Here is a 21,410-nt window from a genome sequence, read left to right as displayed (position 1 = left end):
ATGCAGCAGGTAATACGTCGGTTGACGTTAATGGTTATGTTAGTATTAAGCGGTTGTGCAACTTCGCCACCGAGTAACCAGAACGATATCTGTGCAATCTTCCGTGAAAAACCTGATTGGTATGAAGCGGCATTAGATATGAACAAAGAGTGGGGAACGCCCATTCAAATTGCAATGGCGATTATCAAACAAGAAAGTTCTTTTCATCATGATGCGAAACCGCCAAAAGATTACCTCTTAGGGTTTATCCCGTGGGGGAGAGTTTCTAGCGCTTACGGTTATGCTCAGGCCCAAGATCCTGCCTGGGATGACTTTCAAAATGCTACGGATAATGGAGGCTCTCGCAATGATTTTGAAGATGCGATGATGTTTGTTGGTTGGTATACCCGTGAAACTCATCGTATCCTTGGGGTATCAATGTGGGATACTTATCATCAATATTTGGCGTATCATGAAGGTCGCGGTGGACTAAAAAGTCATTCGTACCGTTCTAAGCCTTCTGTGATGAGAGTTGCACGTAAAGTTGAACGTCAAGCCAAAACCTATGGTTGGCAACTAAAGAAATGCCGTAAAGAGCTAGACGATAATTTAAGTTGGTTCTTCTAAATCAACAAGCAATGGAGAAATTAATTATGCCACTATTAGACAGTTTCACCGTCGATCACACTCGTATGCACGCACCAGCAGTGCGCGTGGCGAAAAATATGAAAACTCCAAGCGGTGATACTATCACTGTTTTCGATTTGCGTTTTACAGTGCCTAACAAAGACATTTTGTCAGAAAAAGGGATTCACACTCTAGAACATTTGTTTGCGGGCTTTATGCGCGCACATCTAAATGGTTCTGATGTTGAAATTATTGATATTTCTCCAATGGGATGCCGTACTGGTTTCTACATGAGCTTAATTGGTGCTCCTGATGAAGCTCGCGTAGCTAACGCTTGGCTAGCAGCAATGAAAGATGTGCTGACAGTAGAAGATCAAAACAAAATTCCTGAATTGAATAAGTACCAATGTGGCACGGCTGCTATGCACTCTTTAGATGAAGCAAAACAGATCGCACAAAACGTGATCGATGCCGGTGTTCAAGTGAATAAAAATGATGACCTTGCGCTACCTGAAGAGATGTTAAAAGAGCTTAAAGTTCACTAAGTAATGATTAAGGTAAAACCTTAAAAGAAAAGGGCTTGGTATCACCAAGCCCTTTTTGTTTCTCAATTATTTCTGCTTTTTCTTCTTCAATTTAGAAGGGAATACCTTAACCAATTTAATGCGGTTTTCTTCTAACTCAAGAATTTCCATTGGGTGTTTGGCGACTTCGACACTCAGTTTACTTTCTGGTATTTCTTCTAAATGTTCCAAAATCAAACCGTTCAACGTACGAGGACCGTCGGTGGGTAATTTCCAACGTAAGCTCTTGTTGATATCACGAATGTTGGCACTGCCCTCGATTAAGAAACTACCGTCACTTTGCGGAGTGATCTCTTCCGCTAGGCTTGGCTGCATAGAGGTAGTAAATTCCCCAACGATCTCTTCTAAGATATCTTCTAACGTTACAAGGCCAACAATGTCACCATACTCATCAACAATAAGACCAATGCGTTCTTTATTACGTTGGAATTTTAGTAACTGAACGTTTAACGGTGTACCTTCTGGAATAAAGTAGACTTCATCTGCTGCGCGTAATAACGTTTCTTTATTGAGCTCGTTTTTTTCCAGCATTAAGCGGGAGGCATCACGCAAACGTAAGATACCTACCACTTCATCAATTTGATCGCGGTATAGAACCACTCGGCCATGAGGTGAGTGGGTCAACTGGCGAACGGTAGATTTCCAATCGTCGTTAATGTTGATACCGGTTATTTCATTACGAGGAACCATAATGTCATTCACAGTGACATGCTCTAGGTCCAATATCGATAGCAGCATGTCTTGGTGACGACGAGGAATCAGTCCGCCAGCTTCATTTACAACAGTGCGGAGTTCTTCTGAGTTTAGTGACTCGTCATTATTCGCTTGGGGCTTAAGCCCCAATATCATGATAAAACCATTAGTGATGAAGTTCATAAATATTACGAGTGGGGATAAGAACTTCAACAAAAAGGAAAGTATGTAGCTACTCGCATAAGAGATTTTTTCTGGATAGAGCGCTGCAATGGTTTTAGGTGTCACTTCGGCAAATACCAATACCACCATAGTCAGAACACCTGTTGCAATTGCAACGCCCATGTCGCCATATAAACGTTGACCAATAATAGTCGCTATGGCAGAGGCCATAATGTTGACTAAGTTGTTTCCAATAAGGATTAAGCCAATGAGACGATCTGGACGGTTTAACAGCTTCTCTACGCGTTTAGCCCCTTTATGGCCAGTGTTAGATAAGTGTTTTAGTTTGTAGCGGTTCAGAGACATCATGCCTGTTTCTGAGCCGGAAAAATACGCAGATATAACAATGAGACAAGCAAGTAGCGTAAACAATATACCCAAAGATATGTGGTCCAAAACGATCCATTTCCTTAAAATAATTTGAGTAATTAATGACCTAACCTAGGTTAGGTGTCAATGATGAAAAGGTCTAAAATCGACCTTAACTAAGAATGAATTCTTTTACAAATCGACTACCAAAGTAAGCAAGGGTCAAAATGAAAGCGCCAAGAACTGATAGCCAGGTCACTCGCTTGCCACGCCAACCATTTTGATAATGTCCCCACAAAAGGATGGCGTAAACAACCCACGCGATGAATGACAATATGCCTTTGTGAGCTTTCCCTTCAGCAAACATATCAGTAATAAACCAGAAACCAGTGATTAAGGTTCCTGTCAGTAAGGCTTCACCGACAATAATGATTTTAAATAAATGCCGCTCAACTCGTAATAATGGAGGAAGGTTAGGGTTAATCGCTAAGCTTTTTTTGCTCTTTAATTTATGATCAAGCCAAGCAAGCTGAATGGCATAAAGAGCACCGATACACATCGTAGAATAAGAGAACAATGCGAAAGAAATATGAATCAACAACGCTGAATTATGTTCGAAGTGAGTCATGAATGTATTGGGTACAAAGTTAGCGACAACGAGGATGATTGCCGAAAAACTGTACACAATTGGAAGGAGAAACCATAATCGTGCTTTGAACATGGAAGCAGTCATTAGCACCGAAATTAAAAAGCTCGCAACAGAGGCAACATTGAGAATACTCAGGTTTTGTCCATTGTTATGGAAAATAAGATCGCCAAGTAACCATGCGTGGAATATGACAGCAAGGGCTGCGCTACCAAAGACGGTTTTGGTTTTGATTCCGGTTTGATTGACCACACCTGGAACAATCATTGCTATTGATACAAAGTATAAAACGGCGGCAACGACTGTAATTAAGTTGTCCATGTTTCTCACTAAATCGATGAATGAATTTGCTGATTATACCTTGAGTGATGGTAATGAGCTATGTGGTTTCGTCAATGATTTTTAACCGTTGAGTTAGAAAAAATTGCCCCAATGTCATAGTAAATGTTTACGCTGGTCTCTCACGGGTATGACTATGAGGCAGGCTAAGGTATACTCACGTTAGATTATCGCCTGATAGCGAAGAGAATAGAGATGTTTGAGAATTTAACCGATCGATTATCCAAAACGCTGAAGAACATCAGCGGTAAAGGTCGTCTTACTGAAGACAATATTAAAGAAACACTGCGTGAAGTGCGCATGGCGTTGTTAGAAGCGGACGTGGCACTTCCTGTTGTTCGTGATTTTGTTAAACGCGTTAAAGAAAATGCGGTGGGTGTTGAAGTCTCTAAGTCACTGACACCGGGCCAAGAGTTCATCAAAATAGTTCAAGCACAGCTTGAAGCTGTGATGGGTGAATCTAATGAAGCTCTTGATTTAGCCGCGCAACCGCCAGCAGTGATTTTAATGGCTGGTTTACAAGGTGCTGGTAAAACGACCAGTGTCGGTAAGTTATCTAAGTTATTAACTGAGCGCGATAAGAAGAAAGTCTTGGTTGTTTCTGCCGACGTTTACCGTCCTGCAGCAATCCAACAGCTTGAAACTTTAGCAAGTGATGTGGGCGTTGATTTCTTCCCTTCTTCGGCAGATCAGAAACCCATTGATATTGCGAATGGTGCCATCGAGCATGCGAAGAAGAAATTTTACGATGTTGTGATCGTCGATACTGCAGGCCGTCTAGCCGTTGACGAACAGATGATGGCTGAGATTAAAGAGCTGCACCAAGCGATTAATCCAGTAGAAACCCTGTTTGTTGTCGATGCCATGACGGGTCAAGATGCGGCGAATACGGCTAAATCATTTGGCGATACGCTTCCGTTAACTGGTGTGATTCTTACTAAAGTTGATGGTGATGCTCGCGGTGGTGCGGCGCTATCTGTTCGACATATTACCGGTAAACCGATCAAATTCTTAGGTGTCGGTGAAAAAACAGATGCTTTAGAACCTTTCCATCCAGATCGCGTAGCATCGCGAATTCTTGGTATGGGCGATGTGCTTTCTCTTATCGAAGACTTGCAACGTAACGTCGATCATGAAAAAGCGGAAAAGCTAGCTAAGAAATTTAAGCAGAAGAAAGGCTTTGATTTAGAAGACTTCCGTGAGCAATTAGGTCAGATGCAGAACATGGGCGGTATGATGGGAATGATGGATAAGCTTCCTGGTATGTCTCAACTTCCTGCGGGTGTTAAAGATAAAGTTGACGACAAAATCTTTAAACAAATGGAAGCCATCATTAGTTCAATGACGATGAAAGAGCGTCACAACCCTGATTTAATCAAAGGTTCACGTAAAAAACGCATTGCAGCAGGTTCGGGGACACAAGTTCAAGACGTTAACCGACTGCTAAAACAGTTCACCCAGATGCAAAAGATGATGAAGAAAATGCAGAAAGGTGGCATGAAAGGTATGATGCGCAACATGCAAGGCATGATGGGCGGAATGGGGGGCGGAGGCTTCTTCGGTCGTTAAGTAATAGGATTAGAAATGAATTTTTTGATCTTTGTTTAACAAACCGTTATCTCTGTCACAGATTTTTTACTACTTCTGAGTGGTGAAAAAGTAGCTAAACCCCTTGCAATGACCCGGAATAAGAGTAAAATTCCGGGGCTTTATTTTGGCACGAGACCCCAAACTGTTTTTTAAGAGCGGTTGTTGGGGTTAATTTTATTATTGAGAAAGCAAAGAGGACGACATGGTAACCATTCGTTTGGCACGTCACGGCGCTAAAAAGCGTCCATTCTATCAAATCGTTGTTGCAGACAGCCGCAACGCAGCTACTGGCCGCTTCATCGAGAAAGTAGGTTTCTTTAACCCTACTGCAACTGGCCAAGAAGAAGGTCTACGTCTAGACCTAGATCGCGTTAAACACTGGACTGATCTAGGCGCGACAGTATCTGACCGCGTAGCTAAGCTAGTTAAAGACGCTCAAAAAGCGGCTTAATTCTATCTTAATAAGAAGTAACTAGTTTATGTCGATGAAAGGTAAAGAAACGATGAGTGAGCAACAAGACAGAATCGTTGTAGGTAAATTTGGTTCTACTTATGGCATTCGAGGCTGGCTTAAAGTTTTTTCCTACACAGACAATCCAGAAAGCATTTTTGATTACAGCCCTTGGTTTGTAAAACAAAAGGGTTCGTGGGTTGAATACAAAGTAGAAAGTTGGAAGCGCCATAACAAAGGTATGGTTGTGAAACTAGACGGACTCGATATTCGTGAAGATTCGCATTTGCTGACAAATTTCGAAATAGCTATTGACCCTGCAGTGCTTCCAGAACTGTCAGAAGATGAGTTCTACTGGCGAGAATTGTTTGGTATGCAAGTGTTTACAACAAAAGGTTACAACCTTGGTGAAGTAACTGACATGTTGGAAACTGGCTCAAATGATGTTTTGGTTGTAAAAGCAAATCTGAAAGATGCTTTTGGCCAAAAGGAACGATTAATTCCGTTCCTTGAAGAGCAAGTGATCAAAAAAGTTGATCGCGAAGCTCAACGGATCGAAGTTGACTGGGATCCTGGATTCTAGCTCTGAAGACGAGAAGGCAAAGAACAATGTGGGTTGGCGTAATTAGCCTATTTCCCGAAATGTTTCGCAGCATCACGGATTTCGGAGTAACAGGTCAAGCGGTAAAAAAAGGGTTATTGTCAGTAGAAACATGGAATCCCCGTGATTTTACACATGACAAACGTCGCACGGTCGATGATAAGCCCTACGGTGGTGGCCCTGGTATGTTGATGATGGTTCAGCCTTTGCGCGATGCCATTGCAAACGCTAAGCAAGCCGCACCGGGAAAGACGAAAGTCATCTATTTATCACCTCAAGGTCGCAAACTCGACCAGCAAGGGGTTGAAGAGTTGGCTACTAATCAAAATGTTATTTTGATTTGTGGTCGCTACGAAGGAATAGATGAGCGCATTATCGAATCAGAGGTTGACGAAGAATGGTCAATCGGCGATTTCGTAATGACAGGTGGGGAACTCCCAGCCATGACGTTAATTGATTCTGTCTCTCGGTTTATTCCGGGGGTATTAGGAGATTTTGCGTCAGCAGAAGAAGATTCTTTTGCTAATGGTTTGTTGGATTGCCCTCATTACACTCGTCCTGAAGTGTTGGATGGAAAAGAAGTACCAGCGGTACTGAAATCTGGCAATCACGAGGACGTTCGTCGCTGGCGACTAAAGCAGTCGTTAGGCCGTACCTGGACTAGAAGACCAGAACTCCTGGAAAACCTAGCTCTGACTGACGAACAGGAACTATTACTGGCTGAGTTCATTAAAGAGACTCAGAACCCGTAACCTATTTTATTTAGTATCAGTTTATTCTAGGAATTTAAATAATGAGTAACATCATCAAAGCTCTTGAAGAAGAGCAAATGAAAAAAGACCTACCTAACTTCGCACCAGGTGACACTGTTGTTGTACAAGTTAAGGTAAAAGAAGGTGACCGTGAACGTCTACAGGCGTTCGAAGGTGTTGTAATCGCGATTCGTAACCGCGGTCTACACTCAGCTTTCACTGTTCGTAAAATCTCTAACGGTGAAGGTGTTGAGCGTACTTTCCAAACTCACTCACCAGTTGTTGATAGCATTGAAGTGAAACGTCGTGGTGCTGTACGTCGTGCCAAACTGTACTACCTACGTGAACTATCTGGTAAAGCTGCTCGTATTAAAGAGAAGCTTGCTAAGAAGTAATGCTAGAACTCGCGTTCTCATAAAAACGGAGCCCTTTGGGCTCCGTTTTTTTATATCTGTAAATAGCGAAGAAGTGAAAACTGAAGAAGTAAAAACTAAAAAATGGCTTCACCAGGAAGCCATTAAAAGAATCGTTTCTATGCTTAAATAAGAATAATTAGTCGTGAGTGTCTTCTGCAATGGTTACAGGAACGGTGATTTCTTTACCTTTACGTAGTAATGTCACTTGCACCTTCGTACCTGGGCGTAAGTTGGTCACCGTTTCCATAACACTTTGTCTTCCGGCAATTTTTTTACCATCAATTTTGATAATAATATCGTTCAACTGGAAGCCTGCATCATGAGCTGGACCATGTGGATCAACACCAACAACGAGAATACCACCGATATGTTCTCCGTTAAGCCGACGCGCTGTTAACGCATTCATGTCTTCGCCATCGACACCAATATATCCCCGAATAACACGGCCATCGGCAATGATTTTTTGCATGATGGTATTAGCAAGTGTAAATGGAATAGCAAAAGAAATTCCGTAGCTTTCGATATCATTAGACTGCTGATATGAGGCGGTATTGATACCCACTAATTCACCTCGAGAATTGACTAATGCTCCTCCCGAATTACCCGCGTTAATCGCCGCATCCGTTTGGATAAATGCTTGACGACGTCCTTGACTAATTGAAGAGCGGCCTGTAGCTGAAATAATACCAAACGTTGTCGTTTGACCAAGGTTATATGGGTTGCCTATCGCTAACACTACATCGCCAACACTCGGCTTATAGTTAGGGTTAAGAGGAATAACTGGGAGATTATCTCCTTCAATACGAAGTACTGCTAAATCCGTACGTTTATCTTTACCAACCAGTTGTGCGGCTGCAATCCGACCATCTTGCAAAGCGACAATGATCTGGTCGGCTTCTGCAATAACGTGGTAGTTGGTGATGATATAGCCCTTTTTACTGACTATAACGCCAGAGCCTAATCCTTCTGTAGAAAGCTTTTGGTGATTATTTCGATCGTATTGGCGACTATAAATATTGACCACGGCAGGAGCGGCACGATGAACGGCTTGATTAAAAGAAAGCTGTACCGTGGAAGCCGTTGCTGGGTCGGCTTTACCTTTCGGCATAATATGCGCTCTGAGTGATGGTACGGTTAAGATCACTGCAATTGCAGCTACGATACCAATACCCACTGAGCGAAGCCAAAATTTCAGCATAAAGTCCCCAAAAATACAAAATCAAGATAGATAAAGAACGACTAGAATCTGATATTGTATGCTGAATTGCTATTCTATCGCTACTAGGTTTTCATTCCATTACGTGGAAAATGTGTTCACGTTTTTATTTAACAAATAAAAAGGGTATGGTGAATTCACCATACCCTCGACTATTTCTTTTAGTATCAGTGTGTTAATTAACGAATAACAAGATAGATAGAGCGATCGCCTCGTTGGATATTGAGGGCCAGTACGCCTGGTTTTTTCTCAAGAACTTTGCGTAAATCAGCTAGATTCTTAATACGTTGACGGTTAACACCAATAATGATGTCGCCTTCTTGTAATTGATACTGCTCTGCAGGTGAGTCTTTAGCAACAGAAGTCACTTTCACCCCTTGAATTGCATCGCTGCTGGTGGTGTTACTAAACTCTGCACCAGCGAGACCTTCGTGTAGATCTGCCGCTTGAGTTTTAGTTTGCGTTTGTTCACCCAGCGTGACGTCGAAGGTTTTCTTATCCCCATCTCGAATCACACCAAGGGTAATTTTCTTACCAGCACCAAGGGTTGCGACTTTAGCTCTTAGTTCTGCAAATGAATCAATGTGTTTATCGTTAACCGACACAATGACATCACCTGCTTTCAAACCTGCTTTATCAGCGGCTGTGTCTGGGATAACTTGGCTAACAAATGCCCCTTTGCTGGAATCTAGTCCCAGAGCATCAGCAAGTTCTGAATTCACTTCGCCGCCTTGAACACCTAACATGCCGCGTTTTACTTCACCGTATTTCAAAATCTGATCGGTTAAGTTCTTCATCATGTTTGATGGGATAGAGAAGCCAATGCCGACGTTACCACCGTTAGGACCTAAAATGGCGGTATTGATACCAATAAGGTCACCATTAAGGTTAACTAATGCGCCGCCTGAGTTACCGCTATTGATTGCAGCATCGGTTTGAATGAAGTTTTCAAAATTCTCAATGTTCAAACCACTACGGCCTAAAGCTGAAATAATACCGGAGGTTACTGTTTGGCCTAAGCCGAATGGGTTACCGATAGCAACAGCAAAATCACCAACACGAAGTTTATCTGAGTCAGCAATCTTAATCTGAGTAAGGTGTTTTGCATCTTTTAACTGGAGCAAGGCAATATCTGACATTTTGTCACCGCCGACCAGTTTTGCATCATATTCACGTCCGTCATGAAGCTGAACTTTTATTGAATCAGCCCCTTTAATTACGTGATAGTTAGTGACGACGTAGCCTTTATCAGCATTGATAATAACGCCGGAACCTAGTCCTTTAAATGGACGTTTTTGAAGTTGTTCGGTTGGAAAATCTGGACCGAAAAAGAAACGGAATTGCTCTGGAATGTGTTGTCGAGAGACTTGAGTTCCTTCTACTGCGATACTAACCACTGCTGGCGTCACCTTTTCTAGCATGGGCGCTAAACTAGGTACTTGCTCTCCTTGTACTGCTAGTGGAAGAGCGGCGGATGCCGGTAGTGGGGTAATGATGGAACTTAAGCTTAAAGATAGAGCGGTTAAAACAAGCAAAGGTTTTTTCATCATAGACTCCTCAAAGATACACACCTGTATTGTCGAATATTTGTGCCAAACGAAAAAATTCAACAGGCTCGATGAGGTTTATGACTCAAAAACCTTTGTAAAGTTCAGTTACAATTTTTACATTTAACTGGCTTTGCCATTAATTACCTCTGAAGAATCAAGAAATTCTTTCTCTTCATCACGTAATAATCCAGTTGCACCAGAGGCGTAATCCTTTGGTGGCAAGCTTTCTTCTGATTCACCATCTAATTCAGATTTATTTTGAGAGTGTTGGGCAAGCGCTTTTTCGAAAGGGTTGTCTTGCTCTGGTAGGTTAGGCAATAAATCAGAAGAACTTTGTGCCATGTGTTGGTAAAGCTTAGTGTATTCTTTGCCCAGAGTATCTAGCATTTCTGCTGAATGTACGAAGTGGTCAGCAAGTCCATGGCGTAGCTGATCTAGCTCGAATTTGGTGCTCTGAAGCTCTTTGTGTAGGGATTTCTGAGATTTATACTGAGGTGTAGTTAGGCGCGCGATGATAATACCGACTACGATACCTACCAGCAGTCCTACAATAGCATATATCCAAGGCATAACAGCTCCTTATAGTTGTTATTTAACATGTTTTTCACCACTCGGTTACACATGTCCATGTCCCATGTTACTATGAGTTCATGGTTGGGATAAAGCAAAAAGCATGTGCGCTGTGCGTCAGTTTTTCCCTCTTTTATAGAGATTAGACAGTAATGACTCCAAAGCAACGATATGAACAGGATTTAACCCAGGAAGAATTCAAGCGAGATGACGCGCAAGCATTGGCTGTTAATGCATTAGATACGCTTTATCATCAATTAGTCGAATTTGATCAAAAACCCGATGTTAAGCCGACTATGTGGCAAAAGTTATTGGGTAAAAAAGCACCTTCTCAACCGGCGCCAAAAGGTTTGTATTTTTGGGGGGGCGTAGGACGAGGCAAAACCTACCTTATGGATACCTTCTATGACGCTTTACCAATCAAACACAAAATGCGCAGCCATTTTCACCGGTTCATGTTACGGGTTCATAATGAATTAAGCTTATTGCATGACGTGAGTGATCCCCTAGACATAGTGGCTGATAAGCTAGCAGCGGAAACAAAAGTTATTTGCTTTGATGAATTTTTTGTTTCAGATATCACTGATGCGATGATTTTAGGTACTTTGTTTCAGGCTCTATTTGAGCGTCATGTCATTCTGGTCGCTACCTCCAACATTCCACCCAAAGATCTATACCGTAATGGATTGCAGCGTGCGCGGTTTTTACCTGCTATCGCTTTGATTGAAGCAAATTGCCATATATTAAATGTTGATGGTGGTGTGGATTATCGACTGCGAACTTTGACACAAGCTGAGATTTACCATTCACCACTAGATGACCAAGCTAACGCTTCCCTTCAACATTATTACCAACAGTTTACTGGCTTAGATAAACCCCATCAGCAGCAAATAGAAATTAATCACCGTCAGATCGATGTGACGAGTACTTACGATGGGGTCTTGTTCGCGACGTTTGCGCAGTTATGTCAAACCGCACGGAGTCAGAATGACTATATTGAAATGTCTCGCCTATATCATACGGTGATTTTGGCTGATGTAAGGCAAATGGGGGAAAGTAACGATGATGCAGCACGACGTTTTATCGCACTTGTCGATGAATTCTACGAAAGGCACGTTAAACTGATTATTTCTGCTGAAGTTGAGTTAGAAGCACTGTATACTCACGGCCTGTTGGAGTTTGAATTCCAACGGTGTCGTTCACGGTTGATAGAGATGCAGAGTCAGGAATATCTCGCACGTGATCACTTGATTTAGTCAAGGTTTATAGCAGGGTTGCATAAATACAGTGTTTATTGCGCTGTCTGGCAGCAAGGCTATTTTTTCTCAAAAAAATCCAGTTTTTTTATGAAAAAGAGGTGATTTTTTCCTCGCTCTTCTCTATAATCCTGCGACCCACCGTTACTGCAGGTCCTTTTGGGGACCGAGAGTGCCATCCACTCGAAGGGGTGATGACTGGGCTCTTAGACAGTGGGAGCATTTTGCTCCTTGATGTGTAAATTTAAATTAACGGGTTATTATTAGCATGAAAACTTTCGTTGCTAAACCAGAAACTGTAAAACGCGACTGGTATGTTGTAGACGCAGAAGGTAAAACTCTTGGCCGTCTTGCAACTGAAATTGCATCTCGCCTACGTGGCAAACACAAACCTGAGTACACTCCTCACGCTGACGCTGGTGATTACATCATCGTTATCAACGCTGAGAAAGTTACTGTAACTGGTAACAAAGCTAAAAACAAAGTGTACTACCGTCACTCAGAATTTCCTGGTGGCCTAAAATCAATCACTTTTGAAAAACTGATTGATCGTAAGCCTGAAATGGTAATTGAAACAGCGGTTAAAGGCATGCTTCCACGTGGTCCTCTAGGCCGTGCTATGTACCGTAAACTGAAAGTTTACGCGGGCGCTGAGCACAACCATGCTGCTCAACAACCAAAAGTACTAGACATCTAATTGGGGATTTCGAAAATGGCAGAGAATCAATACTACGGCACTGGCCGTCGCAAAAGCTCAGCTGCACGTGTTTTCATTAAACCAGGCAGCGGCAACATCGTAATCAACAAGCGTAGCCTTGATGAATACTTCGGTCGTCCAACAGCTCGTATGGTTGTTCAACAACCACTAGAACTAGTTGAAATGACTGACAAACTAGACCTTTACATCACTGTTTCTGGTGGTGGTATTTCTGGTCAAGCAGGTGCTATCCGTCACGGTATCACTCGCGCACTTATGGAATACGATGAGTCTCTACGTCCTGCTCTACGCGCAGCTGGATACGTTACTCGTGACGCACGTCGCGTTGAACGTAAGAAAGTTGGTCTACGTAAAGCACGTCGTCGTCCACAGTTCTCAAAACGTTAATCTTTTCTTACGAAAAGGTCATCGTTCAGAATTTCTGGATTGTGGTTCAAAAGCTCGGCTTATGCCGGGCTTTTTGTTTTTTTGGCGGTTATTTTATCTATTGACTGTTTTCATCCTCTCTTTATTGATTTAACTCCTTTACCTCTTTCTCAATTTGCGTATAAATTAACTGATTGAAAATACGTTATTCATGTGAATTCTGCCGCAGAATTACACCATTTAGGAATGAGTTATTAATGAGCAATCCAGAGCACTCTATGACCCGACGTCGCTTCTTAACAGTGACAACTGCTGTCGTAGGTGGGGTTGGAATAGCGACAGCCACCATTCCGTTTATTCGCGCGTGGCGTCCCAGCTATCAGGCTGAGGTAGCCGCTGCTCCAGTAGAAGTTGATGTCAGTAAATTAGCTCCGGGGCAGCTTGTGACTGTGCGTTGGCAAGGCAAACCTGTGTGGATAGTTCGCCGAACTCAGACAATATTACAAGCTTTAAAGAATCAAACGGATCAATTGTTAGATCCTAATTCCCAGGAACCTCAACAACCCCGCTATATCCAATCTCCTTTTCGATCCATTCGTCCTGATATTTTTGTTTCTGTTGGTGTCTGTACTCATCTAGGGTGTTCCCCTAATTATTTACCACATTCACTCACTTCTCATATCGAAGGGGTTAAAGCTGGATTCTTTTGTCCTTGTCATGGTTCAAGCTTTGATATGGCAGGAAGAGTATTTTCTGGCGGTCCTGCTCCGCTCAATTTGTTGATTCCTAAGCATATGTATATCAATGACAATAAATTATTGATTGGTAAAGATGAGCAGGGGAGTGAATCATGAAGTCTTTATTGGCTTGGTTAGAATCTCGTTTGCCTGTGATGGATGCTTTTCGTCGCCACCTCTCTGGTTATCCCATCCCGAAAAATATTAATGGCTGGTGGGTTTTTGGCTCGCTATCGTTGTTAGTGTTGGTCATTCAAGTTGTCACTGGTATTTGGCTTGCAATGAATTATCAGCCGAGCGCTGAGCATGCGTTTGATTCAGTGGCTTATATTATGCGCAATGTCGATTATGGATGGTTAATTCGCTATCTCCATGTTGTTGGGGCTTCTGCTCTGTTTATCGTGATGTATTTACATATGTTCCGAGGTTTGATTTACGGTTCATATCAACGACCTCGTGAACTTGTTTGGTTGATCGGTATGGTTAGCTTTGTGGTGTTAATGGGTGAAGCCTTTATGGGGTATTTATTACCTTGGGGGCAAATGTCATATTGGGGCGCTCAAGTTATTACATCATTATTCGGTGCTATCCCCTATGTTGGTGATACAGTCGCTGAGTGGGTTAGAGGGGATTTTGTTGTATCGGGATTTACCCTAAATCGTTTCTTCGCTTTGCATGTGATCGGATTGCCATTAGCTTTATTGTTTCTTATTTATTTGCATATTGTCGCTTTGCATCAAGTGGGGTCGAATAACCCTGATGGTATTGATACGAAATTACCTAAAGGGAGTGTTACCCCAGAGCAGCGTTCGCCTTTTTTATATCATTCAGCCTATACCAAGGAACATGATATTGTTGATTCTGTCCCATTCTACCCTTATGGAGTAGTGAAGGATTTAGTCGGTGTGGGGCTGTTCCTGCTACTCTTTTGCACGGTACTGTTTTTTGATCCCAGCTTACATGGCTATTTTCTTGAATCGGCGAATTATTTTCCTGCTGATCCGCTGCAAACTCCGTCTCATATTGCTCCCCTGTGGTACTTTACTCCATATTACGCCATCCTTCGCGCGGTGCCTGATAAGCTTTTAGGGATTATCGCGATGGCTAGTGCTGTGTTGGTTGTGTTCTTTCTGCCATGGATTGACCGCTGTCGCGTTCGTTCTATTCGCTATCGAAGCCGTTTTCATTGGTGGAATATTGTTCAGTTTAGCGTCTGTTTTATTGCACTAGGTATTCTGGGGGGGCAACCTGTCACATCGATGAATATCCTTTTGGCCCGGTTATTTGCCTTAGGTTATTTCATGTTTTTTGTCTTGCTCTATTACTACAGTAAGCACGAGAGAACCAAGCCAGTTCCTAGCCGGATTGGAGGTTAAATGAGAGCGACACTAATAGTAGCTATTGTGTTGATTTTTATGAATGCGTCGGTCTTGGCTCAAGGACAAACACTCACTTTATCTAGCGCTAATATTGATCCTAGCGATCATGCTTCTTTAGTCAGGGGAGCTAAAGCGTATTCACGTTACTGTTTGAGTTGCCATAGTTTGCAATATCAACACTATAAGCAAGTCGCGAAAGGGCTGCAGCTATCACACGGTGAGTTACAAAGGGATATCATGATTACCCCAAATACCCATTGGACGATGCCAATGAATGCTGCTTTTTCAAATGAGAATATGAAACAGTGGCTAGGGAGACCGGCACCTGATTTAACCTATATCACTAAGCAGTATTCACCCGACTGGTTATATACCTATTTACATGCCTTTTATACCGATCCTACTCAACCATTAGGTGTTAATAATTGGCTCGTGCCTAATGTTTCTATGCCGAATGTATTACAAGGATTACAGGGGCCCACTCAAGCCATATACTCAAAATCATCGACGAATCTGCTTCTCGGGGTAAAGGTGTCAGGGGCGGGCGTTCTAAATCCGAAGCAGTATGATCAGTTTGTCCGCGATCTCGTTAACTATCTTAATTACACCGCTGACCCTTCAGCAGAGCAACGGTACAATATAGGCTGGTGGGTTTTAGGCTTTTTGTCACTATTTACCATGCTAGCTTGGTTGCTTAAGAAAGAGTATTGGCGTGATGCACACTAAATGTGCTATTATGCCGTGCTAAATTCTAATTTTTGAATATTCGGTGAAAGCAGGTGTTTTCGCCGACTTTTGTTTGTTTAAGTGTGCTGGAGGGCTCCATGGCTGTAGCTGCCAATAAACGTTCTGTGATGACACTGTTTTCAAGTGCCTCTGATATGTATAGCCATCAGGTTCGCATCGTGCTGGCTGAGAAAGGCGTCAGTGTTGAAGTTGAGTTGGTTGACGAAAATAACCTGCCAGCGGATCTCGTTGAGCTAAACCCTTATAAATCCGTGCCTACTCTAGTAGATCGCGAACTGGCTTTATACGATTCAAAAATCATCATGGAATACCTTGATGAACGATTCCCGCATCCACCATTGATGCCGGTATACCCTGTTGCTCGTGGTAACAGCCGTTTGATGATTTACCGTATCGAACGTAACTGGTATTCACTAGCAGACAAAATTGTTAATGGTTCTGCAGAAGAGGCTGAAAATGCTCGTAACCGCTTACGCACTGACTTACTAACCTTAGGTCCTGTGTTTGCTGAATTCGAGTACTTCATGAGCGAAGAGTTCAGCTTGATTGACTGCTATCTAGCTCCTCTATTATGGCGTTTACCTGTATTAGGTATCGAACTTGTTGGTCCTGGTTCTAAAGAACTGAAAGTTTACATGAACCGTGTTTTTGAACGTGATTCATTCTTAGCTTCTTTAACTGAAGCAGAACGCGAGATGCGTCTGTCTCGTTAATGGTTGCCTAATGGATATCGAGCAAATGACCCCACGCCGTCCTTTTATGCTTCGTGCATTTTACGATTGGCTACTGGAAAATGATTTAACACCACATTTGGTTGTTGATGCAACGCTAAATGGAGTTCAGGTTCCCCTGGAATACGTGCAAGATGGGCAGATTATTCTTAATGTTGCCCCTCGTGCTGTTGGTAACTTGCAACTTGGTAACGATGAAGTGACGTTTAACGCTCGCTTTGGTGGGCGTCCTCACGTGGTGATTGTACCGCTATATGCAGTTCAAGCTATTTATGCCAGAGAGAATGGTGCTGGTACTATGTTTGAGCCTGAGCCCGCGTATATGGAACAATTAGAAGCGATGGATGAATTAGAGCAGGACGAAGCAAACAGTGAAGAGAGTATTTCTCTTGTTTCTGACACTATGCCTGACTCCGAAGACTCTAATGAAGATGGTTCATCAGATCCTGATGATGAGCCGCCACGTCCAAAAGGTCGACCAAGCTTACGCGTGGTTAAATAACTCCAGTTTTGGCAGCTAGATAAATAAAAAGCAGCGTTTACGCTGCTTTTTTTATTGGTTCACGATAGGAGTTAATCGGCATAGTTGAATGCACGAATTACCTGTTTAACACCAGAGATATTACGAGTGACTTCTGTAGCAATGTCGGCTTTTTCATGCGTAATATAACCAAATAGATACACAACGTTATCGTCAGTTTCTACTGTGACTTTTACGCCATTTAAGTCGGAATTTGTTAGCAAAGCAGATTTTACTTTGGTCGTGATCCAGCTATCCTCGCTCACTGCTGCAATGCCAAGAAGCGGTTTGACCTGAATGCGGTTATGTAACTCTCTCACTCCTTTGAGCTGATGTACGTCATTGACGAACTTTTCCATGACGTTTGGTTGTATCGCTTGGCCTATCAATACTACCTTGCCTTGATAAGAAACGGCTGTCACGCGAAGCTGGTTTTTATATGGGGCTTTATGCGCGAGTCCACCAATTTGCAATTCAAGATGATTATCATCCCAGATTTGCTGGGTCGAGCGAGGATCTGTGACCAGGTTAGCTGTGGTTGCAGCGCCTGCGATAAAAATACCAGCACATCCAGAAAGGGACAGCAAAATAGAGCAAGCAAAAAGAAGTCGGAGCATTTTTTTCATAACATCAATCTTCGTGAGCAGGGAAAAGTACCTGATCGATTAAGTCACACAAACAGTGCAGAGTCAGCATTTGCACTTCGTGAATACGAGCAGTACGTTGAGATGGAATACGAATTTCCACATCGTTTTCACCGAGTAATCCTGCCATTTCACCGCCATCTTTGCCAGTTAGTGCGATAATGGTCATATCGCGAGTTACCGCCGCTTCCATCGCTTTTATGATGTTTTGGCTGTTACCACTGGTAGAGATAGCTAATAGAATATCTCCAGGTTGGCCCAACGCTCGTACTTGCTTAGAAAACACTTCTTGATAAGCGTAATCATTCGCTACTGCAGTGAGAGTTGTAGTATCAGAAGCCATTGCTAAAGCGGGTAGGCTAGGGCGCTCAGTTTCAAAACGGTTAAGTAGACAAGAAGTAAACTGTTGCGCATTGGCCGATGATCCACCGTTACCACAGCAGAGAATTTTATTACCATTAAGCAGAGTGGCTACCATGGCTTGTGCTGCATGCATAATGGCATCAGGAAGTGCTTCTGCCGCTGCAATTTGAATTTGAATACTTTCAGTAAAACTATCTTTAATGCTATCTAGCATCGATTATCCTTCGGTTATTGCGTTTTTTATCCATTCTATATGGTGGCCACTATCGTGGATCGCAACCACATCAAAACGGAAATCTGTCGCATCTATATTAAGGTGTTGTTTTTTCATCCACAACGTAGCTGTTCTGATAAGGTGACGCTGTTTGCTACGTGTTACTGTTTCTGCTGCATGGCCATGGCGTTGGTTTTGTCGGTATTTCACCTCAACAAACACTAATGTTTGGCTCAGGCCATCTTGCATGATTAAATCTATTTCTCCACCACGAATAGTGAAGTTTTTTTCAATAAGGGTTAAGCCTTGGCGACTTAAATAGTTTGCCGCCAATTGCTCATAATGGCTACCGGTTTTTCTCCGGTTAAATAGCCCCATATATCAGTGTTTCGTCCAGCTAATTTCACGCTGCACAACACAAGAATCATCAATGCTTAACACACCGGTTTCGCCATTGATTGTGTATCCTTGCACTACTTTCATCTGTGGCAGTTCGTTCATCAAACGGTACGCGTCCATGCCAAGAGCCTGTAGGCGACGTTCACCATTGGTATCATTTGGCCATAAACGTTCCATCTGATTACTGATGGAGTTACTTGGGTGAACCAGTAATGGAATATCACTGTAAGTGACTCCAGTTAAATCTTCATATTGACGACCACCACCATTACTGGTCGAGTTCGAAAACAGGCGTGGTGGTTGAGTATCTGGGTTGATCGCCACTTCGATAAACGGTTTGATCAAGGTTAGCTCTGCGCTGTTTGCTACGATGTAGACTGCGTCGATATCACGGCGACTGCGCGGTTGGCTTTTTAACTTCATCCCTGTTAACTCTTCCATCTGAGCAATATTTTGTTGGCTATCTTGCAAACCGAAGACGGAATTAATATTACGCTGTAAAGTTCGTTTGTTGCTGAAAAGGCTCACTGCGACTTTATTCTTGCTGTATTTACGCCACTCTTCGTTGAATGCTTCTACAACACGTTCACCATAGCTGCCTTCTGGAGCAAGAATAAGAGGGTATTGATATCCTTCGCTAAAGAGGTGTTTGGCTGCTTGTGCTACCTCTTGTTCTGGAGAAAGAGTGAGATAACAAGTTTGATAACCGCTTTCAACGGTTTCTGGAATATTGAGTGACAAGGTTTTGATTGGATTATCACTGTCTTCTTGAACTTTTTGCAGCGCTTCCACTTTGTCTTTTTCTAGCGGACCAACCACAAAATCAATGTGCTTTTGTTCCAGTGTCTGCTCAATTTTTTCTAGCGATTCAGCATTGGTATCAATCACCGTTAATTTTGCACTAGGCAGACGAGTTTGATCGTTCATCATTGACATAATAAACCCGTCGCGAATTAACTGTGCCTGACGAGCATATTTGCCCGTTAGCGGTAACAGCAACGCAGTATTGTTTGGTTTCGAGATGTTCATTGCCAAAATATCCTGCACATCTTGCGGCGTGTTTAATGCCGCAGGGTGGTTGGGATTTTCTCTTAACCAGTTCTTCAGCGTGTTTTGCAACTGAGGTAGATCGCTGCCTAGCGTTTTCATATAAATGGCTAATTGAAGCCAGCCATCTAAAACGTCTTCGTCTGGAGTTGTGGTGAGATCGGTAATGGAGTGACTGTTGTAATGGCTAAGGTTGTTCCATATTTGATCGGAAATCGCGCCCCATTGATTTTGCATTGTGTATTGATAAAGGGCGACCAGCTCTCGACTAGAGTCAAATGGTTTATCTAATGAGGTATAAATATCAGCTTTTAGCTGATGGTACTCTTTCCATTGTTGATCGGCTAACTTCCAGTATGGTTTGAAATCAAGCTGTTGCATTGCTTTGTCATACTGCTCAACGTTAGTCAGCAACTGTGCTTTATTGAGTTGCCACTCAGCAGTTTGTTTATTACTCAGTTTTTGTTTGGATAGTCGTTTACTGATTAACTCTGCTTGTTCGGTGTTGTTTGCTGCGATCGAAGCTTTCATCGCCATGATTAACAAATCATTTTGCAAACTACCTTGAGTGGTATCCGCTTGCATGATGTAGATTTGCGCAGTCTCACTTGGTTCACTAGTGATATCAACATAATCAGGTGCTGAAGGTTTAGACGAACACGCCGCCAACGCAATTGCTAATGCAACAGGAGTGAGTAAGCGTGGTACACTGCGTCTCTGATGGTTTTTCATAGCCATGAGTTCTTAAGTTAATCCGTGTAAAATTGTCTCTATATTAATCGTTGAAGTGATGGTAAACAAATGACAGATAGCAAAACCTTGGACGTCCCGACGTTATACATAGTTCCGACGCCAATCGGGAATCTGGGAGATATCACCCAAAGAGCCCTAGATGTACTTTCAACTGTTGATATCATCGCCGCTGAAGATACACGCCATACTGGCAAGTTACTCTCTCACTTCAATATTCAAACTAAGACGTTCGCTTTGCATGATCACAATGAACAGCAAAAAGCTCAAGCATTAGTTGAGAAATTATTAGCAGGGCAATCCATCGCATTGGTATCCGATGCGGGTACGCCGCTTATCAGTGATCCAGGGTATCACTTGGTTAGTCAATGTCGTCAGGCGGGTGTTAAAGTTACGCCACTTCCTGGTGCCTGTGCTGTGATCACTGCGCTAAGTGCGTCAGGTTTACCTTCAGATCGTTTTAGTTTTGAAGGGTTTTTCCCTGCGAAAAGTAAAGGTCGTAAAGACAAATTACTTGAAATCGCTAAGGTAGAGCGTACGTGTATTTTTTACGAGTCGCCACACCGAATTAGTGAATCATTAAAAGACATGCTGGAAATTTTAGGTCCAGAACGTGAAGTGGTGCTCGCCCGTGAACTCACCAAAACATTCGAGACTATCCAAGGGTTACCTTTAGGTGAATTGGTTGAATGGGTTGAAGAGGATAATAACCGTAAGCGCGGTGAAATGGTTATTCTGATTCATGGTCACCGTGAAGAAAGTCATAGTGAGCTTCCTGAAGAAGCGTTGCGAACCTTAGGTATTTTAACTAAAGAGTTACCTTTGAAAAAAGCAGCAGCCATGACGGCAGAAATATACAATTTGAAAAAAAATGCTCTATACAAATGGGGTTTAGAGAATCTCGATTAAGACCGAGATAGATGTGGAGTTGCTGGAAGTTTGACCGGTTGAAGCCTATTTAAGCTTGAATGGTGATTCTTCCTAGACAGTGCGA

The 21,410-nt window shown here is 42.7% G+C and carries 25 protein-coding genes; 16 read left to right on the top strand and 9 right to left on the bottom strand.

Annotated elements, in window-relative coordinates; all coding sequences use genetic code 11:
* Together F9817_RS01230 and luxS are read left to right on the top strand one after the other, a co-directional pair.
* On the top strand, positions 1-606 hold the full coding sequence (locus F9817_RS01230) for a transglycosylase SLT domain-containing protein (RefSeq protein ID WP_196123718.1): 606 nt from the start codon (positions 1-3) through the stop codon (positions 604-606).
* Between the two features lie 26 nt (positions 607-632).
* On the top strand, positions 633-1,151 hold the full coding sequence (gene luxS, locus F9817_RS01225; protein WP_161153130.1) for an S-ribosylhomocysteine lyase: 519 nt from the start codon (positions 633-635) through the stop codon (positions 1,149-1,151).
* Positions 1,152-1,217: 66 nt separating this feature from the next.
* Here the strand turns inward: luxS and F9817_RS01220 are convergent, their stop codons facing one another.
* Together F9817_RS01220 and F9817_RS01215 are read right to left on the bottom strand one after the other, a co-directional pair.
* Complete coding sequence (locus tag F9817_RS01220; protein WP_161153129.1) at positions 1,218-2,501, bottom strand: HlyC/CorC family transporter; 1,284 nt, start codon at positions 2,499-2,501, stop codon at positions 1,218-1,220.
* 85 nt (positions 2,502-2,586) lie between these two features.
* Positions 2,587-3,381, bottom strand: coding sequence for a cytochrome C assembly family protein (locus tag F9817_RS01215; RefSeq protein WP_161153128.1), 795 nt, complete (start codon positions 3,379-3,381; stop codon positions 2,587-2,589).
* A 213-nt stretch (positions 3,382-3,594) separates the two neighbouring features.
* Here F9817_RS01215 and ffh point away from each other — a divergent pair, with 213 nt between their 5' ends.
* The 5 genes from ffh to rplS all read left to right on the top strand — a co-directional run bounded on the left by ffh (position 3,595) and on the right by rplS (position 7,188).
* Positions 3,595-4,968, top strand: a complete 1,374-nt coding sequence (ffh, locus tag F9817_RS01210; protein ID WP_161153127.1) for a signal recognition particle protein — start codon at positions 3,595-3,597, stop codon at positions 4,966-4,968.
* A 223-nt stretch (positions 4,969-5,191) separates the two neighbouring features.
* Positions 5,192-5,440, top strand: coding sequence for a 30S ribosomal protein S16 (gene rpsP, locus F9817_RS01205; RefSeq protein WP_161153126.1), 249 nt, complete (start codon positions 5,192-5,194; stop codon positions 5,438-5,440).
* Between the two features lie 28 nt (positions 5,441-5,468).
* Entirely contained in the window at positions 5,469-6,023 is a 555-nt protein-coding gene (gene rimM, locus F9817_RS01200; protein WP_161153125.1) for a ribosome maturation factor RimM, read from the top strand.
* A 26-nt stretch (positions 6,024-6,049) separates the two neighbouring features.
* Complete coding sequence (gene trmD, locus F9817_RS01195; protein WP_161153124.1) at positions 6,050-6,793, top strand: tRNA (guanosine(37)-N1)-methyltransferase TrmD; 744 nt, start codon at positions 6,050-6,052, stop codon at positions 6,791-6,793.
* 41 nt (positions 6,794-6,834) lie between these two features.
* Entirely contained in the window at positions 6,835-7,188 is a 354-nt protein-coding gene (gene rplS / locus F9817_RS01190) for a 50S ribosomal protein L19 (protein WP_161153123.1), read from the top strand.
* A gap of 157 nt (positions 7,189-7,345) precedes the next feature.
* On the opposite strand, the gene degS is transcribed toward rplS, so the two are convergent.
* The 3 genes from degS to zapG form a co-directional block, all read right to left on the bottom strand.
* Positions 7,346-8,407: an outer membrane-stress sensor serine endopeptidase DegS gene (gene degS, locus F9817_RS01185; RefSeq protein ID WP_161153122.1), complete on the bottom strand. Its 1,062-nt coding sequence runs from the start codon at positions 8,405-8,407 to the stop codon at positions 7,346-7,348.
* A 197-nt stretch (positions 8,408-8,604) separates the two neighbouring features.
* On the bottom strand, positions 8,605-9,972 hold the full coding sequence (locus tag F9817_RS01180; protein WP_161153148.1) for a Do family serine endopeptidase: 1,368 nt from the start codon (positions 9,970-9,972) through the stop codon (positions 8,605-8,607).
* Between the two features lie 123 nt (positions 9,973-10,095).
* On the bottom strand, positions 10,096-10,545 hold the full coding sequence (gene zapG / locus F9817_RS01175) for a Z-ring associated protein ZapG (RefSeq protein ID WP_161153121.1): 450 nt from the start codon (positions 10,543-10,545) through the stop codon (positions 10,096-10,098).
* A 152-nt stretch (positions 10,546-10,697) separates the two neighbouring features.
* Here zapG and zapE point away from each other — a divergent pair, with 152 nt between their 5' ends.
* The 8 genes from zapE (at position 10,698) to sspB (ending at position 16,981) form a co-directional block, all read left to right on the top strand.
* Positions 10,698-11,801 (top strand): cell division protein ZapE, encoded by a 1,104-nt coding sequence (zapE, locus tag F9817_RS01170; protein ID WP_161153120.1) that lies wholly within the window; start codon positions 10,698-10,700, stop codon positions 11,799-11,801.
* Between the two features lie 268 nt (positions 11,802-12,069).
* Positions 12,070-12,498 (top strand): 50S ribosomal protein L13, encoded by a 429-nt coding sequence (gene rplM / locus F9817_RS01165; protein ID WP_161153119.1) that lies wholly within the window; start codon positions 12,070-12,072, stop codon positions 12,496-12,498.
* A gap of 15 nt (positions 12,499-12,513) precedes the next feature.
* Complete coding sequence (gene rpsI, locus F9817_RS01160) at positions 12,514-12,906, top strand: 30S ribosomal protein S9 (protein WP_161153118.1); 393 nt, start codon at positions 12,514-12,516, stop codon at positions 12,904-12,906.
* A gap of 236 nt (positions 12,907-13,142) precedes the next feature.
* Positions 13,143-13,739 carry a ubiquinol-cytochrome c reductase iron-sulfur subunit gene (gene petA / locus F9817_RS01155; RefSeq protein ID WP_161153117.1) on the top strand — a complete coding sequence of 199 codons (597 nt, stop codon included), beginning with the start codon at positions 13,143-13,145 and terminating at the stop codon, positions 13,737-13,739.
* The gene (locus F9817_RS01150) at positions 13,736-14,998 is read left to right on the top strand and encodes a cytochrome b (protein WP_161153116.1); all 1,263 of its coding nucleotides are present in this window, start codon (positions 13,736-13,738) and stop codon (positions 14,996-14,998) included. Before petA ends, F9817_RS01150 begins: the two co-directional genes overlap by 4 nt.
* Positions 14,999-15,727 (top strand): cytochrome c1, encoded by a 729-nt coding sequence (locus F9817_RS01145; protein WP_161153115.1) that lies wholly within the window; start codon positions 14,999-15,001, stop codon positions 15,725-15,727.
* Positions 15,728-15,825: 98 nt separating this feature from the next.
* On the top strand, positions 15,826-16,461 hold the full coding sequence (gene sspA / locus F9817_RS01140; protein WP_161153114.1) for a stringent starvation protein SspA: 636 nt from the start codon (positions 15,826-15,828) through the stop codon (positions 16,459-16,461).
* Positions 16,462-16,471: 10 nt separating this feature from the next.
* Positions 16,472-16,981, top strand: coding sequence for a ClpXP protease specificity-enhancing factor (gene sspB, locus F9817_RS01135; RefSeq protein WP_161153113.1), 510 nt, complete (start codon positions 16,472-16,474; stop codon positions 16,979-16,981).
* Between the two features lie 71 nt (positions 16,982-17,052).
* Here the strand turns inward: sspB and F9817_RS01130 are convergent, their stop codons facing one another.
* From F9817_RS01130 to F9817_RS01115, 4 genes are read right to left on the bottom strand one after another with little or no spacing between them, the layout of a single operon-like run.
* Complete coding sequence (locus F9817_RS01130; RefSeq protein WP_161153112.1) at positions 17,053-17,625, bottom strand: BON domain-containing protein; 573 nt, start codon at positions 17,623-17,625, stop codon at positions 17,053-17,055.
* A 4-nt stretch (positions 17,626-17,629) separates the two neighbouring features.
* Positions 17,630-18,220 (bottom strand): phosphoheptose isomerase, encoded by a 591-nt coding sequence (locus F9817_RS01125; RefSeq protein ID WP_161153111.1) that lies wholly within the window; start codon positions 18,218-18,220, stop codon positions 17,630-17,632.
* A 3-nt stretch (positions 18,221-18,223) separates the two neighbouring features.
* Entirely contained in the window at positions 18,224-18,598 is a 375-nt protein-coding gene (locus F9817_RS01120; protein ID WP_161153110.1) for a YraN family protein, read from the bottom strand.
* Between the two features lie 3 nt (positions 18,599-18,601).
* Positions 18,602-20,398, bottom strand: coding sequence for a penicillin-binding protein activator (locus F9817_RS01115; RefSeq protein WP_161153109.1), 1,797 nt, complete (start codon positions 20,396-20,398; stop codon positions 18,602-18,604).
* A gap of 69 nt (positions 20,399-20,467) precedes the next feature.
* Between F9817_RS01115 and rsmI the strand changes: the two genes are divergently transcribed.
* Positions 20,468-21,325: a 16S rRNA (cytidine(1402)-2'-O)-methyltransferase gene (rsmI, locus tag F9817_RS01110; RefSeq protein ID WP_161153108.1), complete on the top strand. Its 858-nt coding sequence runs from the start codon at positions 20,468-20,470 to the stop codon at positions 21,323-21,325.
* Positions 21,326-21,410: the final 85 nt, after the last annotated feature.

The organism is Vibrio eleionomae (assembly GCF_009874545.1).
Taxonomy (GTDB): Bacteria; Pseudomonadota; Gammaproteobacteria; order Enterobacterales; family Vibrionaceae; genus Vibrio; species Vibrio nitrifigilis.
The sequence above is the reverse complement of the archived record's forward strand: the minus strand, read 5'-3'. Positions and strand labels throughout refer to the sequence as shown.

Bases quoted from the DNA above. Each gene is read 5' to 3' on its own strand.
- F9817_RS01230 (WP_196123718.1), top strand. From the start codon at position 1: ATGCAGCAGGTAATACGTCGGTTGACGTTAATGGTTATGTTAGTATTA.
- luxS (WP_161153130.1), top strand. From the start codon at position 633: ATGCCACTATTAGACAGTTTCACCGTCGATCACACTCGTATGCACGCA.
- F9817_RS01215 (WP_161153128.1), bottom strand. From the start codon at position 3,381: ATGGACAACTTAATTACAGTCGTTGCCGCCGTTTTATACTTTGTATCA.
- ffh (WP_161153127.1), top strand. From the start codon at position 3,595: ATGTTTGAGAATTTAACCGATCGATTATCCAAAACGCTGAAGAACATC.
- rpsP (WP_161153126.1), top strand. From the start codon at position 5,192: ATGGTAACCATTCGTTTGGCACGTCACGGCGCTAAAAAGCGTCCATTC.
- rimM (WP_161153125.1), top strand. From the start codon at position 5,469: ATGTCGATGAAAGGTAAAGAAACGATGAGTGAGCAACAAGACAGAATC.
- trmD (WP_161153124.1), top strand. From the start codon at position 6,050: ATGTGGGTTGGCGTAATTAGCCTATTTCCCGAAATGTTTCGCAGCATC.
- rplS (WP_161153123.1), top strand. From the start codon at position 6,835: ATGAGTAACATCATCAAAGCTCTTGAAGAAGAGCAAATGAAAAAAGAC.
- degS (WP_161153122.1), bottom strand. From the start codon at position 8,407: ATGCTGAAATTTTGGCTTCGCTCAGTGGGTATTGGTATCGTAGCTGCA.
- F9817_RS01180 (WP_161153148.1), bottom strand. From the start codon at position 9,972: ATGAAAAAACCTTTGCTTGTTTTAACCGCTCTATCTTTAAGCTTAAGT.
- zapG (WP_161153121.1), bottom strand. From the start codon at position 10,545: ATGCCTTGGATATATGCTATTGTAGGACTGCTGGTAGGTATCGTAGTC.
- zapE (WP_161153120.1), top strand. From the start codon at position 10,698: ATGACTCCAAAGCAACGATATGAACAGGATTTAACCCAGGAAGAATTC.
- rplM (WP_161153119.1), top strand. From the start codon at position 12,070: ATGAAAACTTTCGTTGCTAAACCAGAAACTGTAAAACGCGACTGGTAT.
- rpsI (WP_161153118.1), top strand. From the start codon at position 12,514: ATGGCAGAGAATCAATACTACGGCACTGGCCGTCGCAAAAGCTCAGCT.
- petA (WP_161153117.1), top strand. From the start codon at position 13,143: ATGAGCAATCCAGAGCACTCTATGACCCGACGTCGCTTCTTAACAGTG.
- F9817_RS01150 (WP_161153116.1), top strand. From the start codon at position 13,736: ATGAAGTCTTTATTGGCTTGGTTAGAATCTCGTTTGCCTGTGATGGAT.
- F9817_RS01145 (WP_161153115.1), top strand. From the start codon at position 14,999: ATGAGAGCGACACTAATAGTAGCTATTGTGTTGATTTTTATGAATGCG.
- sspA (WP_161153114.1), top strand. From the start codon at position 15,826: ATGGCTGTAGCTGCCAATAAACGTTCTGTGATGACACTGTTTTCAAGT.
- sspB (WP_161153113.1), top strand. From the start codon at position 16,472: ATGGATATCGAGCAAATGACCCCACGCCGTCCTTTTATGCTTCGTGCA.
- F9817_RS01130 (WP_161153112.1), bottom strand. From the start codon at position 17,625: ATGAAAAAAATGCTCCGACTTCTTTTTGCTTGCTCTATTTTGCTGTCC.
- F9817_RS01125 (WP_161153111.1), bottom strand. From the start codon at position 18,220: ATGCTAGATAGCATTAAAGATAGTTTTACTGAAAGTATTCAAATTCAA.
- F9817_RS01120 (WP_161153110.1), bottom strand. From the start codon at position 18,598: ATGGGGCTATTTAACCGGAGAAAAACCGGTAGCCATTATGAGCAATTG.
- F9817_RS01115 (WP_161153109.1), bottom strand. From the start codon at position 20,398: ATGAAAAACCATCAGAGACGCAGTGTACCACGCTTACTCACTCCTGTT.
- rsmI (WP_161153108.1), top strand. From the start codon at position 20,468: ATGACAGATAGCAAAACCTTGGACGTCCCGACGTTATACATAGTTCCG.